Raw genomic sequence first — 13,911 nt, 5'->3', positions numbered from 1 at the left:
CCAGAGAGACCGTTCGTCCATGTCATCGTCTTCTTCTTCTACTTTTCCTTCTCCTTCTTCTCCCGCCGACCGCTCGGGGCTCCGCGCTTCGTGCGGTGACTGCTTCGCGCTCTGCTGCACCGCCTTCGGGTTCCAGCGGTCCAGCGACTTCCCGATCGACAAGGCCGCAGGGACCCCGTGCCGGAACCTGGCCGACGACTTCTCCTGCACGATCCACCAGACGCTCCGTCCGCGGGGCTTCACCGGGTGCACCACGTTCGACTGCTTCGGGGCTGGCCAGTACGTCTCGCAGGTCCTGTTCGACGGCACGAGTTGGGTCGACCGCCCGGACTCGAAGCCCGAGATGTTCCGGGCCTTCGCCGTCGCCCGGCAGCTCCACGAGATGCTCTGGTACCTGGCCGAGGCGGTGTCCCGCTCGACGACTCTGGGGTCAGCGGATGCACCGACCGTGCTCCAGCACCGTGTCCAGCAGGTCCTCGACGGTGAGTTGGCCGGCGTCCTCGCGGTGGACGTCGAGTCGCTCCGGTCCGAGGTCCGTTCCGTCCTGATCGACGTCAGCGCGGAGGCCCGAGGTGGGTACCCCGCCGCCGGCGACGCGGCCGATGACCTGCACCCGTCGACCGACCTGGCCGGTCGCGACCTGCGATCTCGCGTCCTGGTCGGCGCCGATCTGCGCGGTGCGGTCCTGATCGCCGCGGACCTGCGGGGATGCGACCTGTCGGGCGTGGACCTGCTCGGGGCGGACCTGCGCGATGCCCGGCTCGGGGGAGCGGACCTGTCGAACGCGCTGTTCCTCACCCAGCCGCAGGTGAACGCCGCGCAGGGCGATGCGTCCACGGTGCTGCCCGGCGACCTGGACCGTCCAGGGCACTGGTCGCGTCGATGATCCGGGTCAGGGCAGGACGATGACCTTGCCGGCGATCCGACCTGCTGCGCCCTCGGCGTGCAGTGCGGGCAGCTCGGCGAGCGGGATGCGCCGCGTGACCTCGACCGTCAGGGCACCGTCGTCGACCAGCGCGACGAGCTCTGTCAGGCGTTCCCGGTTCGGCAGGACGAACACGGTCGCCGCGCGCACGCCTCGGGACTCGTCACCCGGCGTGGCCATGAACGCCGTCGTGCTCACGACGACTCCGCCGTCACGGACCGCGGCAACATCCGCCGCGAACTGCTCGGGCTCGATCGGCGCCAGGTTGAGCAGCACGTCGACCTGACCGTCGAGGGCGTCGAGCAGGTCGGTGGCGGTGTGGTCGATGACCTGGTCGGCACCGGCCGCGCGCACGGCATCGGCACTGCGGGGGCTGGCGGTCGCGATGACGTGTGCGCCGGCGCGCTTGGCGAGCTGGACGACGTACTTGCCGACGACCCCGCCGGCACCCACGACGAGCAGACGCTGCCCGGCGGTGAGCTGGCCGTCGTCGAACAGGGCCTGCCATGCCGTCAGCGCGACGGACGGCAGTCCGGCTGCGTCGGCCAGCGGGATGCTCATCGGCGCTGCGACAACGGCGTCCGCCGGTGCGATGACGTACTCGGCTGCCCCGCCGTCGCGGTCCATCGGCAGGAACGCGATGACCGCGTCGCCCACGGTCAGACCAGTCACGCCCTCGCCGATCGCGTCGACCGTGCCGGAGACGTCGTAGCCGGGGACGTGCGGCAGCTGGATCGGGATCGGCAGGAAGCCGGCCCGCATGCCGTTGTCTGCGGCGTTGTACGCGGACGCCGCGACGCGGAGCCGCACCTGACCCGCTGCCGGGATCGGCTGCTCGACCTCGCCGTACTGGAGGACCTCGGGTCCGCCGACTTCGTGGAACTGCACTGCCTTCATGATGATGCCCTCTCGTAGGTGCTTCGAATTCGAAGCACTTGTCGAGACGCTAGCACTGCTTCGAACTCGAAGCAACAGGTACGATGGTCACATGAGCGACACCCCCACCGCGCTGACCCCGACACAGCTCGGCGCCTACTTCGCGTTGACTGAGGTGAGTGCGCTCCTGCGCCCCGCGGTCGAGAAACAGCTCCGCGACGTCGGCGGCTTGAGTTACGTGCAGTTCCAGCTCTTGGCGCGGTTGGGGGATGCTCCGGAGGGGCACCTGCGCATGACGGACCTCGCCGACGGCGTCGTCTACAGCCGCAGCGGGCTGACCTACCAGGCGCAACTGCTCGAACAGCGCGGGCTCGTCACGAGGTCCCCGTCGCCGGACGACGAGCGCAGCACCGTCGTCGCGATCACCGACGCTGGGCGCGAGGTCCTTGCCGACGTGTTCCCCGGCCACATCGGCACCGTGCACGGACTCCTGTTCGCGCCGATCACGGACGACGACGCGAGTGACCTCGCCCGGATCCTCGGGCGCATCAGCGAGCACCTCCGAGCGAACCCGCCACGGTCGAAGTCACGGCGTTCCGGCAAGGCGGCGACCGCATGAGCCTCGAGCGGCGCACCGCTCGGTGGATCATCGTCGGCTCGGTCGTCGTCGGACTGGCGCTGACCGTCTACGCGACGTCCTACTGGCTGTTCCCGACGTCGTTCCAACTCCAGGAGCGGTTGCCCGACGGATCGATCAACCCGCGCGCATGGGCCGACCTGCTCGTCGCGTACGTCCTCGCGCTCGGCTGCTTCGCGGTCGCCGGATGGGTGGGCGTGCAGCGACTCCGCACTCGCCGCTGAGGCGTCAGCTGCGCGTGCGTGACCGTCGCCGCGACACGGTGGCGACGACGAGCGTGGCGACGCCGAGCGCGATCCCGATCAGACCGAGCAGGGAGCCGAACAGCATCAGGATGCCGCCGCCGATGTTCGCACCGCCCCCGGTGTCGTTCGCGAGCGACCACGCACCGATCCCGACCGACAGGAAGGCGCCCAACAGGAACACCGTGCACATCACGTGGAGGACCCTCGTGCTCTGGGAGGTCATGGCGACTCGCTTCCGTGCGTGGACCGGTACCGGATGGTAGCGCGACCTGCGAGGGTGGAGCGATGACCCTCGAGATGCTCTGGGAACGAGCCGATCCAGCCCAGGTGCTGCGGAGCCGCTTCGGGTTCACGGACGTCGACGCTGCCGAGGACTGGGTCATCCGGACGTCGACCGGTGGTGGAACATGCAGTCGTCGCGTGCGAGCGCATCGTGATGAGTGACCACAACGCACTCGCCTGGGTGTCGACCGCCGAGGGACGGATGCTCCTGAAGTGGTCGATCGCGCCGGAGGGGTTCGAGCGCCTGGCGTTCGCGGCGGACCTCACGGCCGGGCTCGGCGAGCGCGGCCTGCCGTTTCCGCCCCGGTGCCGACGCCCGACGGACGGGTGCAGGTCGAGGACGACGGAGTCTCGATGGGGCTCCAGCACGTCATCAGCGGAACCCTGCTGGACGTCCGTGAACCGGCACAGGTCCACGCGGCCGGTGCGACGCTGGCTCGCTTCCACGACGCCCTGCGCGACTGCCCTGATCGGGCGCGCGCAGCCGGTGTGCGCCCGCTGCCGGCTCCACTCACGCAGCAGATCGAGGGTTGGCTGAACGGCGCGCCCGGGCAGGTGCCGGACCGTGCACGGGTGGCACTGCGACGGCTGCTGGCGGCCGCGCCGTCCGACGAGCTGCCGGTCCAGATCGTGCACGGCGACTACCGGGCGGCGAACGTCTTGTTCGCCGACTCGGACGTCGTCGCCGTCATCGATTTCGAGGACCTGCGGCTCGACCACCACACCTGCACTCACCGATCGGACCGCCACGTGATGCGCCGCTGAGGGCCTGACGAGATCGGGACATCAGCTGGTTGAGGAGCCGTTCGGGTTGTGCCCCGCGAGCAGATCGAGCACGCCGTCCGGGAACACCGGGACGTCCGTGTCGACGGGCACCCAGCGCACCGGGCTGCCCTCGTCCAGCACCACGAGTTCAGCGTCCAGCGGCACCGCGTCCAGCTCCGCCGACCGGACGGCGAACACGTGGACGTACTCGTGTCCGGGCTGCCCCTCGTACTCGAACAGGTTCTCGAGGACGCCGAGCAGCCGGACCTCGTCGAGGGCGACGTCGAGCTCCTCGCGGAACTCGCGACGGAGCGCCTGGACGGCGGTCTCCCCGAACTCGATGCCGCCGCCGACCGCGCGGTGGAAGCGCAGGCCGCGCCTCTGGTCGAACGACTCGGACAGCAGCACGTGGCCGTCCTTGGTCGGCAGCCCGACCGAGATGTTCCGGATGTCTCAACGAGACCGGCGGTGATGGCCAGACGACCACCACGAAGGTCTTTGCTGACGGATCGCGATCCTCTGTCACCGAGGCTTCTGCGGAAGTGGTGTCGCCTCGAGGGTGCAGGCCCGCTACGTAAAGCCCGCCTTGTCTGGATGCAAGTCTTCGGCAGGTTGGAAGGTCAACTGCAAGGTCGAAATCCGAGACCCGTACAGCAATGCGTTCTTCATCCTCGACTACCAGACAGAATCCGCAGGGGGCAGGGCGGGCCTGTACCGTCCCTGCCCCCTCCCACATACAGCAAGGATGCCTCCATAGGGGGCTCCCGAAGGAGAACCAAGTGTTCGAATACACCATGACGGGTAGTACCTGGTGGATCACCGCAGTCGTGATCATCCTTGATATCATCGCGCTGATTCAGGTCTGGCGGAGCGGCTTTGGTGCTCTCGCGAAGATCGCCTGGACTGCTCTGGTGGTGCTTTTCCCAATCCTCGGCGCCGTCGCGTGGTTCATCTGCTGGGTGGTCGTTTCGCTCCTCCGCCGTGCTCGAGCAGGCTCAACCATCTAGCGGTACATGGTCAAAGCGCTGTGCGGTCTGCTTCTCTGAACAGATCCGGCGAAGGCGAGATCCACACGGTGGTTCTCGCCTTTCGCTTTATTCGAGGAGCGCTTCTAGGAGTCGTCGGTCGTCGCAGACGGGAGTCGATTCGAACGTTAGCGCGTGTCGATGATGAAGGTGCGTTCTCCGGCACCGCTGTAGTTGAGCAGTGGGTGTTCTTCAAACCCGTCGTTGCGTAGGATCGTGGTCACCTCGTCGGGTTCGGAGGGGTTGTCGCCGCCAGGCCGGACGGTGTGCAGCCCGTCGGTCTCCTTCGCCGCGTTCACGGCACCGTGCATGCGTGCAACGCCTCGGTGGACGACGGGTGAGCGACCGTCAGCTGGTCGACGGAGTGGCACGTCTTGCCGAGGATGAGCCCGGCCGGTCTCCGCTCGTTCTGCCGCGCGTCGGTGCGCTCGTGCGCGGCGGTGGCGGGGTCGGTGGTCTTCGGGGATGCGTACCCGATGCTCCCCGCACCTGCCCGGCGGGGATGACGAACGCGATCAGGAGCAGTCCGCTGATGCTGCCCTTCGCGCAGGGCAGCAGGGCAACGATTCCGAGGGGATGAGGATCGCGCGTGCCGGCGCGGAGCAGGTGACGTAACGGCCGACGTAGACCGGCTTTTCGACGACGTCTCGATCGAGGTGCGCCGGAGCTCGTGTCCTTCGTGCTGCGTTCGGGCGCTCGTCCGAAGCTCGGCGTACATCAACGTGCCCCCGAGGCGCGCACCACTCTGCAGCTGGTCACGAGGAACGGTCGCGTGATCCCGGCGACGAGACGCGCAGGGACGAGCGCTCTCGGACTTGCGTGTCATCGTCCGGCGGGACGAGATCGCCCCCGCTGACGTCACGATCCCGTCACGGCGGGCACTTTCCCAGCGGACACGGCGGTGTTCCGCGGCGAAGTCCCGGCGACCGCCCGAGCACGGCTGGGACGCTCCCGAACTACCGCACCAGATCGGTGCGTGATGCACCACGGGGGATCCAGAGCGATGACGATGAGACGCGCAGGGGAGCCGCGCTCGGCTTCGTGGGCGGCAGTGTGCTCGCCGGCTTGATGGTCGGGGTCGGCGTGACACCGATGATCGCGGTCGCCGGGGTGAGTACGACGTCGGCGATCGGGGTGTTCGAGTCGCTGCCGGAGCACATCGAGATCGGCGACCTGCCGCAGCGCAACCAGGTCTGGGCCTACCGTGGCGGCGAACCGGTGCACCTGGCGAACGTGTGGGCGCAGGACCGGCAGGAGCTGTCGTTCGACCTGATCAGCGACCAGCTGAAGCACGCTGCGGTCGACGGCGAGGACAAGCGGTTCTACGAGACCGGTGGTGTGGACGCGACGTCGATGGTCCGCTCCCTGGTGAGCGTCGCCGCGTCGCAGGGCGAGGGCGGTTCGGGTGGCTCGACGCTCACGATGCAGCTCGTGCGCAACATCAAGATCCAGCGGGCGAGCGAGCTGCCGACGCTCGCGGAGCAGAAGGCCGGCTACAAGGAGGCGACGAAGCGGTCGCCCCAGCGGAAGCTCGCCGAGATGAAGCTCGCGATCGGCCTGGCGAAGAAGTACACCAAGGAGCAGATCCTGACGGCGTACCTGAACATCGCCTACTTCGGCGACCAGACCTACGGCGTGCAGTCGGCCGCGCAGCACTACTACGGCAAGTCCGCCACCGACCTGACCCCGGCCGAGGCGGCATCGCTCATCGCGATCGTGCAGTGGCCGGAGCGCCGCGACCTGTCCACGCCGGACCACTACCGCGACAACGCCGCGCGGCGGAACGTGATCCTCCGTTCGATGCACGAGCAGGGGCACCTGACGACCGACGAGTACCGCACGGCACGGCTGTCGCGGCTGGCCGATTACGTCCGGATCACCGCGCCGCAGCAGGGGTGCGAGGCCGTCGAGACCGGGGCGGAGTTCTTCTGCGACTACGCCGAGCGCGTCGCCGCACGGCTGCCGCAGCTCGGCGCGACGAAGCAGCAGCGCGCCGATGCCTGGCGGACGGGTGGGTACCGCATCCAGACGACGCTCGACCTCGACCTGAACGCGAAGCAGAAGGAACTGCTCGACCGGTACGACCCGAAGACCGAGACCCGGCTGGCGCTGGGCGCGACGCTGAACACCGTCGAGGCGGGCACCGGCCGGGTGCTCACGATGGCGCAGAACACCGACTACGACCGGTCGGAGCAAGCCCCACCGACCGCGACGTCCCTGAACTACGCCGTCGACCAGGACTACGGCGATGCAACGGGCTTCCAGACCGGCTCGACCTACAAGATGTTCACGCTGCTGGCGTGGCTCGAGGCCGGCCGCAGCCCGGACACGGTCGTGAACGGCACCCCGCACCCGCAGAGCACGTGGACGGCGTGCGGCGAGCAGACGACGGCGTTCTGGCAGCCGAAGAACGACTCGCCGGGCCAGAAGGGGCCGTACTCGGTCCGCTCGGCCACGGCCCAGTCCGTGAACGCCGCGTACCAGTCGATGGCGGCGCAGCTCGACCTGTGCGACATCCGCGACGTCGCGAAGCGCCTCGGTGTGCACCTGGCCGCCGGCGGTGAGCTGCCGTGGAACCCCGCGTCGCTGCTCGGCACCGAGAGCATCGCGCCGCTGACGATGGCGGCGGCGTACGCGGGCGTCGCGAACGGCGGTCGGTACTGCGCGCCGGTCGTGATCGACCAGGTGACCGCACCGGACGGCACGGAGCTCGGCGGGCAGCCGCGCACCTGCTCGCAGGCCGTCTCGCCGCAGACCGCGGCGACCGCGTTCGAGGTCATGCAGGGCGCCTTCCGGGGCGGTACGGCGAGCGGCGGCCAGACCCCGGACGGCACCACGCTGTTCGGCAAGACCGGGACGGCCGACGCCGCCGACCAGGTGTGGTTGGTCGGCGGGAGCTCGCGCGCGGTGACCGCGTACTGGCAGGGCAACACCGACGGCGGGAAGCACAACCTGCGGTACTACTCGAACGGTCAGGGCGGCACCTACGCGGGGTCCCGCGCAGCGGTCTGGCGCGATGCGCAGACCGCGGTGAACGCCGCCTTGCCGGTGGGCTGACGACAGCAGCGGGTCACGTGCACGAGACGCGACACCGAACAGACGGGAGGCCCGTTGCCAGCTGGCAACGGGCCTCTCTGATCGTCGGTTGCGTTCTAGGACAGCTTCTTGCTGTCCTCGAGCCAGCCCGCGAGCTCCGTCATGTAGCCGGCCTGCGAGGCGTAGTCGAGCGCCGGGAAGGTGAAGCTGTGCACCTGGCCGGCCTCGAGCGCCGCGTTGTCGGCGAAGGTCGGCTGCTTCTCGAGGTCCGCGACCTGGTAGCCCTGCTGCGACAGCAGCAGGACGTCGGCCTTGATCTGGCCCGCGTTCTCCCACGAGTAGATGCCCCAGTAGAAGCCCTTCGGCTTCGGGTTCACGAAGTCGACGCCGAACGACGAGTACATCTGCAGCAGCGGCTCGTCGGTCGGGCGGGTGACGTAGGCGCCGTCACCGTCGGCGTACATGGAGACGACCGACAGGTCCTGCTCCTTCGCGACCTTCTCGAGCTCGTCACCGGCGGTGTCGAAGCGCTTCTCGGCGGCCTCGATCGTCGACTCCTTCGCACCGAGCGACTCGCTCAGGTCGGCGATCTTCTCGATGACGTCCTCGCCCTTGCCGCCCCACTTGACCTGGACGACCGGCGCGATGGCCTCGATCTGCTTCTCCTGCTCGTTGTCCTTGAAGCCGTAGCCGGGCTGCGTGTCGTCGAGCGTGCCCTTCTCGTCGGTCGGGTAGACCGAGGTCACGACGAGGTCGGGCTTCAGCGCGGCGAGCTTCTCGAGGTCGATGTCGCCGTAGGCGGTGCCGAGCTGCGTGATGCCGTCGGTGTCCAGGTCGTCGAACCGGGCGTCCTTCGCCATGGTCAGCTGGCCGAAGGTGCCGACCGGCTTCAAGCCGTACTCGATGAACGAGATCGCGATGTCGTTCAGCACGACGACGCGCTTCGGCGTGTGGTCGACCTTGACGGTCGTGCCGGTGGCGTCCTCGTAGGACCAGGCCTTCGACGCCGCGGTGTCACCGTCGGAGTCGTTCGAGTCGGCGCTCGAGCAGCCAGCGAGGAGGAGGGCCGAGACGGCCACGGAGGTCAGGAGGGTGGCTCGGAGGGAGCCGCGTCGGGAGAGCTTCACGTTAGGAGAGGCTAACCTAAGTGCGCGGCACCCGCCAGTTCGACGTCCGGTTCGGCATGCGGCGCCGGATCGTGCTCGTCGGCCTCGGGCACGATCATCGGGGCGCCGGTCACGGGGTCCGGGAACACGCGCGCGTGCAGCCCGAAGGCGTGCTCGAGCAACGCGGGGGTCAGTACCTCGTGCGGTGCCCCCGTCGGCAGCGACGCCGCCGTCGTGCAGGACGACGAGCCGGTCGGAGAACCGGGCCGCGAGCGACAGGTCGTGCAGGACCATCACGATGGTGGAACCCTGCTCGCGGTTGAGTCGGCGCACCAGGCGCAGGACCTCGAGCTGGTGTGCGAGGTCCAGGTAGGTCGTCGGTTCGTCGAGCAGCAACGTGTCGGCCTGCTGCGCCACCACCAGGGCGATCCACGCACGCTGTCGCTGGCCACCCGACAGGCTCGCGACGTCGCGGTGGGCGACGTCGGTCAGGCCGGTCGCCGCGATGGCCTGCTCGGCGACGTCGGCGTCGTCCGCGGTCCAGGGCTTCGCCCACGACTGGTGCGGGTTGCGGCCGCGCATCACCAGGTCGAGCACGCTCGTGCCCGCAGGAGCGACGGGGGACTGCGGCAGGATCGCGAGCTTCCGTGCGACCTGGCGGTTCGGTTCCTTGCGGATCGGGGCACCGTCGAGCAGGACCTCGCCGGACTGCGGCTTCAGCACGCGCCCGAAGGCCTTGAGCAGGGTCGACTTGCCGCAGCCGTTCGCGCCGAGGAACGTCGTCACTGTCCCGCGCTCGATGCGCAGGTCGAGGTCGGCCAGCACGGGGTGCCGGTCGTAGCCGACGGACAGGCCGCGGGCTTCGAGGACCGGGGTGGACGGGGGTGTCGTCATCGGGACATCTCCTTGCGGTGACGGATGAGGAGCCAGATCAGGTACGGGGCGCCGATCACGGTCGTGATGATGCCGACGGGCACCTGCCACGGGAACGCCGATCGGGACAGCAGGTCCGCCGCGAGGACCAGCGCGGCGCCGAGCAGACCGGCGAGCAGCAGTGGCGGCCGGTTCGTCCCGGCCAGCCGGAGTCCGACCTGCGGCACCACGAACGCGACGAAGCCGACCGGTCCCGCAGCGGCGACGGCGGCGGCGGTGAGCACGACGGCCAGGGCGATCACGAGCAGGCGGTGCCGCTGGACCGCGAGCCCCACCCCGGTCGCGACCTCGTCACCGAGCTGTCCGATGCCGAGCGCCGCACTCGTGGCCAGGGCGATCGGCACCGCGACCGCGGCGACGATGAGGAGCGGCCAGACGCTCGACCACGAGGTGCTCGACAGGCTGCCGACGAGCCACTGCGATGCGGCGGTGGCGATGGTGATCTTGGCGCGGACGAGCAGGTAGCTCGTCACGGCGTCGAGGGTCGCGCTCACACCGATGCCGACCAGGATGAGTCGGTAGCTCTGCACCCCGCCGCGCCAGCCGAGCCCGTACGACGGCGGCGGCGACGAGCGCGCCGATCGTCGCGGCCACCGGGATCCCGCCGCTGAGCACGATCGAGGACACCGAGTACGTGCCCCCACCGAGCACGATGGCCGCCACGGCGCCGACGCTCGCGCCCGACGTCACGCCGATGATGTCCGGGGTGCCCAGGGGGTTCCGCGTGAAGGTCTGGGTCAGTGCGCCGGCGATGCCGAGGGTCAGCCCGACGAGCGCACCGGTGAGGACACGGGGCAGCCGGAGCGTGGTGATGATGAAGCCGTCCGGGCCCGTCTCGAGCCCGACCAGGGAGCGGAGCACGATGCCCGGGGCGATCCAGGTCGAGCCGATCGCGACACCGAGGACGACGAGCACCAGGACGAGACCGAGCGAGGCGGCCGTGTACCAGAACACCCGCGGGCGCCAGGCGAGGCCGATCGGACCGATGCGGACCCCGGTCCGGCCGGGCGCACGGACCGCTGCGCCCGTCACAGGGACACCAGCGATCGGCGACGGGCGACGGCGACGAAGACGGGACCGCCGATGACGGCCAGGACGATACCGACCTCGACCTCCGAGAACCCGCCGATCAGGCGTCCGACGACGTCGGCGAGCAGCACGAGCGCCGCTCCGACGAGCCCGGAGACCGGCAGGGTCCACCGGTGCCCGGTGCCGACGAGGGCTCGGGCGACGTGCGGCACGGTCAGGCCGACGAAGCCGATCGGGCCAGCGGCGGCGGTCGCACCGGCCGCGAGCAACGTGATGGCCCCGAGCCCGACGAGCCGCGCGACGAGCACGTTCTCGCCCAGGCCCTTGGCCAGGTCCGAGCCGAGCCCGAGTGCATCGAGTGCCCGGACGTTCAGGACCGCGAGCACCAGCCCGGCGACGAGGAACGGCCACACCGCGCCGAGGATGTCGAGCTGCCGTGCAGCGAGGGAACCGACGACCCACAGCCGGTACGCGTCGAGCGAGGTCCTGGTCGGTCAGGACGACGAACGAGGTCAGCGCGCCCAACAGGGCCGAGACGGCGGCGCCCGCGAGTGCGAGGGGACCGGGCTGGCCGTCCCGCTGCCCGCGATGGTCACCGAGAACACCACGACGCTCGCGACCAGCGCGCCGCCGAGGGCGAACCACACCGTCGCGCCGGTGCTCGTGACCCCGAACACGTAGACGCCGAGGACGACGGCGAGCCCGGCGCCCGACGAGACCCCGAACAGTCCGGGGTCGGCGAGCGGGTTGCGGGTGTGCCCCTGCATCAGGAGCCCCGCGATCCCCAGAGCGGCTCCGACCGCGGCACCGATGAGCGTGCGCGGGATCCGGGAGCCCCAGACGATCGCCTCGTCGGTGGTCGACCCGGTCCGGAACAGGCCGTCGAGCACCCGGTCGACGCCGATCCGGTTGCTGCCGAGGAGCATGCTCGCGACCGCCACCAGGACCAGCACGACGACCAGTCCGCCGATCACCAGGACGCGGCGACGGACGGCGGTGCGGTGGACACCGAGGGCTGCTGACGCATCGGTGGTGCGGGCCTCCGAGACGGAAGCCAGGGCAGGGGAGGGGCTGGCACGGAGAACATCTTAGGTTAGCCTTGCCTCATGGCGAAGACTCCGCGGCTCCTGCCCGAGAATCCCCGGCTCTTCCGTGCCCGAGTCCTGCGGACCGAGCGCACGACGCCGTCGATGCAGCGCGTCACCGTCACCGGCGATGACCTGCACGAGTTCCCGTTCCTCGGCTTCGACCACTGGTTCCGCCTGTTCACCGGGCGCCCGGACCAGGACGCGTTCCGGATGCCGGACCTCGACGGCAAGAAGTGGTGGCCGACGTTCCTGGCCATCCCCGAGGACGTCCGCCCGCACTGCGCGAACTACACCGTCGCCGCGTTCCGCCCGATGCCCGACGGCACCGCCGAGATGGACATCGACTTCGTCGTGCACACCGACGCCGACGGCGAGCCCGAAGGCCGTGCCGCGATCTGGGCCTGCGGCGCCCGCCCCGGCGACCAGCTGGCGATGCTCGACCAGGGCTGCATCTTCGACTGCCCGGACGACACCAGCGAGATCGTGATCGCGGCGGAGGAGACCGGGCTGCCCGGCGTGCTCGGCATCGCAGCGTCGCTGCCCCGGAACACCGTCGGCCGCATCATCCAAGAGGTCCCCACCGCCGGCGACGTCCGCGAGATCGACGCACCGACCGGGGTCACGGTCACGTGGATCATCCGCGACGAGGTCGACCACCACGCCGTCCCGGGCCGCGCCGCCCTCGCCGAACTGCAGCGGCACGTGCCCGTCGACGACCGCGGGTACGCCTTCGTGGTCGGCGAGTCGACCCTCGCCACCGAGGGCCGCCGGCACCTGCACCGTGCGGGTCTTCCGAAGGCGCGCATCACGTTCTCCGGCTTCTGGAAGCACGAGGCCAAGGAGTCCGTCTCCGCCTGAGCGGTGCACGTTCCTTCCCATGGCATGTGCGATGCCTGGTGCTTTCGGGCGTACCGACACGGAACTTCTCGCCAGGTACGCCCGATTTCGTCAGGTACGCCCGATTTCGGCAGGCGACCCGCGCCCGAGACGCGCCACCACGACGGACGGGAGGCCCGGCTGGCACCGGGCCTCCCGTCCGTCGTGGGTGGCGTCAGCCCTTGAGGCCGGAACCCGTCACGCCCTCCACGATCTGCCGCTGGAAGATCAGGTAGAGGATGATCAGCGGCAGCGCTGCCAGGAGCGCACCCGCCTGGATGTCCGCGTACCGCTGGCCGAAGCTGCCCTGGACCGTGGCGAGCCCGACCGGGATCGTCATGAGGTCCGGGTTCGACAGCACGAACAGTGGCAGCAGCAGGTTGTTCCAGACCCCGACGAAGGTCAGGATCGTCACCGCGGCGATCACCGGACGCGACAGCGGCAGGATGACCGACCAGTAGACCTTCCAGATGCCGGCACCGTCGATGCGTGCTGCTTCCTCGAGTTCGCGGGGGATCCCGTCGAAGAACTGCTTGAAGATGAACACCGCGATCACGGCGGGCACCTGCGGGAAGATGACCGACCAGTACGTGTTCAGCAGGCCGACGGCGTTGAGCTCCTGGAAGATCGGGATGATCAGCACCTGCGTCGGGATCATGATCCCGAGGATGATGAGCAGGAACGCGACGTTCCGACCGCGGAACACGAGTCGGGACAGCGCGAACGCCGCCATCGACGCGAACAGCACCGTGAGGACCGCGGTGACGATGCTCGTGATCGCGCTGGCGAGGTACCAGTTCCAGATGTCGCCGGCCTGGAACAGTGCCGCGTACGAGTGCAGCGTCGGGTTCCAGTTCGACAGGATCGAGTTCGCACCGAGGGCCGCGACGCCGTTGTCGGACAGCGACGTCTTCAGCGCGAACACGCTCGGGATGAGCCAGATGATCGCGAAGACCGTCAGGATGATGCCCGACGCGATTGTGAACCCGCGACCGCTGACGCCGATCTTGGCGGCGCTCGTGGGGCCGCCGACGAGACGCCGGTCCGCAGCTTGGTGCGGCCGGTGGTGATGCTCTCCGTGGTGGTCA

12 protein-coding genes and 4 pseudogenes are annotated in these 13,911 nt (G+C 69.7%); 7 read left to right on the top strand and 9 right to left on the bottom strand.

Annotated features, from left to right (window positions below):
• Positions 1-19: 19 nt before the first annotated feature.
• Positions 20-886: a pentapeptide repeat-containing protein gene (locus tag ACZZ0J_RS07840; protein ID WP_463436139.1), complete on the top strand. Its 867-nt coding sequence runs from the start codon at positions 20-22 to the stop codon at positions 884-886.
• Positions 887-892: 6 nt separating this feature from the next.
• On the opposite strand, the gene ACZZ0J_RS07835 is transcribed toward ACZZ0J_RS07840, so the two are convergent.
• Positions 893-1,822: an NADP-dependent oxidoreductase gene (locus ACZZ0J_RS07835; protein ID WP_463436137.1), complete on the bottom strand. Its 930-nt coding sequence runs from the start codon at positions 1,820-1,822 to the stop codon at positions 893-895.
• 91 nt (positions 1,823-1,913) lie between these two features.
• On the opposite strand from ACZZ0J_RS07835, the gene ACZZ0J_RS07830 reads away from it, so the two are divergent.
• Together ACZZ0J_RS07830 and ACZZ0J_RS07825 are read left to right on the top strand one after the other, a co-directional pair.
• On the top strand, positions 1,914-2,420 hold the full coding sequence (locus ACZZ0J_RS07830; RefSeq protein ID WP_123338675.1) for a MarR family winged helix-turn-helix transcriptional regulator: 507 nt from the start codon (positions 1,914-1,916) through the stop codon (positions 2,418-2,420).
• Positions 2,417-2,662, top strand: coding sequence for a hypothetical protein (locus tag ACZZ0J_RS07825; protein WP_463436134.1), 246 nt, complete (start codon positions 2,417-2,419; stop codon positions 2,660-2,662). The genes ACZZ0J_RS07830 and ACZZ0J_RS07825 overlap by 4 nt, the downstream gene beginning before the upstream one ends.
• Before the next feature lie 4 nt (positions 2,663-2,666).
• On the opposite strand, the gene ACZZ0J_RS07820 is transcribed toward ACZZ0J_RS07825, so the two are convergent.
• A complete protein-coding gene (locus ACZZ0J_RS07820; protein WP_463436132.1) occupies positions 2,667-2,906 on the bottom strand; it encodes a hypothetical protein in 240 nt (79 codons plus the stop codon).
• Positions 2,907-3,178: 272 nt separating this feature from the next.
• Here ACZZ0J_RS07820 and ACZZ0J_RS07815 point away from each other — a divergent pair, with 272 nt between their 5' ends.
• Positions 3,179-3,730 carry a phosphotransferase gene (locus ACZZ0J_RS07815; RefSeq protein WP_463436130.1) on the top strand — a complete coding sequence of 184 codons (552 nt, stop codon included), beginning with the start codon at positions 3,179-3,181 and terminating at the stop codon, positions 3,728-3,730.
• 21 nt (positions 3,731-3,751) lie between these two features.
• On the opposite strand, the gene ACZZ0J_RS07810 is transcribed toward ACZZ0J_RS07815, so the two are convergent.
• The gene (locus ACZZ0J_RS07810; RefSeq protein ID WP_463436128.1) at positions 3,752-4,138 is read right to left on the bottom strand and encodes an NUDIX domain-containing protein; all 387 of its coding nucleotides are present in this window, start codon (positions 4,136-4,138) and stop codon (positions 3,752-3,754) included.
• A 371-nt stretch (positions 4,139-4,509) separates the two neighbouring features.
• Here ACZZ0J_RS07810 and ACZZ0J_RS07805 point away from each other — a divergent pair, with 371 nt between their 5' ends.
• Entirely contained in the window at positions 4,510-4,737 is a 228-nt protein-coding gene (locus tag ACZZ0J_RS07805; protein ID WP_463436126.1) for a PLDc N-terminal domain-containing protein, read from the top strand.
• Between the two features lie 146 nt (positions 4,738-4,883).
• Here ACZZ0J_RS07805 and ACZZ0J_RS07800 read toward each other — a convergent pair whose 3' ends face one another.
• Positions 4,884-5,066, bottom strand: a complete 183-nt coding sequence (locus tag ACZZ0J_RS07800; RefSeq protein ID WP_463436124.1) for a hypothetical protein — start codon at positions 5,064-5,066, stop codon at positions 4,884-4,886.
• A 661-nt stretch (positions 5,067-5,727) separates the two neighbouring features.
• Here ACZZ0J_RS07800 and ACZZ0J_RS07795 point away from each other — a divergent pair.
• Positions 5,728-7,812: a transglycosylase domain-containing protein gene (locus tag ACZZ0J_RS07795; RefSeq protein WP_463436123.1), complete on the top strand. Its 2,085-nt coding sequence runs from the start codon at positions 5,728-5,730 to the stop codon at positions 7,810-7,812.
• Between the two features lie 95 nt (positions 7,813-7,907).
• Here ACZZ0J_RS07795 and ACZZ0J_RS07790 read toward each other — a convergent pair.
• The 4 pseudogenes from ACZZ0J_RS07790 to ACZZ0J_RS07775 form a co-directional block, all read right to left on the bottom strand.
• Positions 7,908-8,579: pseudogene (locus ACZZ0J_RS07790) on the bottom strand (ABC transporter substrate-binding protein); the annotation flags it as partial.
• Positions 8,580-8,929: 350 nt separating this feature from the next.
• Positions 8,930-9,791: pseudogene (locus ACZZ0J_RS07785) on the bottom strand (ABC transporter ATP-binding protein).
• Positions 9,788-10,745: pseudogene (locus tag ACZZ0J_RS07780) on the bottom strand (FecCD family ABC transporter permease). The pseudogenes ACZZ0J_RS07785 and ACZZ0J_RS07780 overlap by 4 nt, the downstream one beginning before the upstream one ends.
• 113 nt (positions 10,746-10,858) lie before the next feature.
• A pseudogene (locus tag ACZZ0J_RS07775) lies at positions 10,859-11,800 on the bottom strand (FecCD family ABC transporter permease).
• A gap of 165 nt (positions 11,801-11,965) precedes the next feature.
• Between ACZZ0J_RS07775 and ACZZ0J_RS07770 the strand changes: the two are divergent.
• The gene (locus ACZZ0J_RS07770; protein ID WP_463436121.1) at positions 11,966-12,805 is read left to right on the top strand and encodes a siderophore-interacting protein; all 840 of its coding nucleotides are present in this window, start codon (positions 11,966-11,968) and stop codon (positions 12,803-12,805) included.
• A gap of 193 nt (positions 12,806-12,998) precedes the next feature.
• Here ACZZ0J_RS07770 and ACZZ0J_RS07765 read toward each other — a convergent pair whose 3' ends face one another.
• Positions 12,999-13,748, bottom strand: a complete 750-nt coding sequence (locus ACZZ0J_RS07765) for a carbohydrate ABC transporter permease (protein ID WP_463436119.1) — start codon at positions 13,746-13,748, stop codon at positions 12,999-13,001.
• Positions 13,749-13,911: the final 163 nt, after the last annotated feature.

It is taken from the genome of Curtobacterium sp. AC272 (assembly GCF_979258155.1).
The sequence above is the reverse complement of the archived record's forward strand: the minus strand, read 5'-3'. Positions and strand labels throughout refer to the sequence as shown.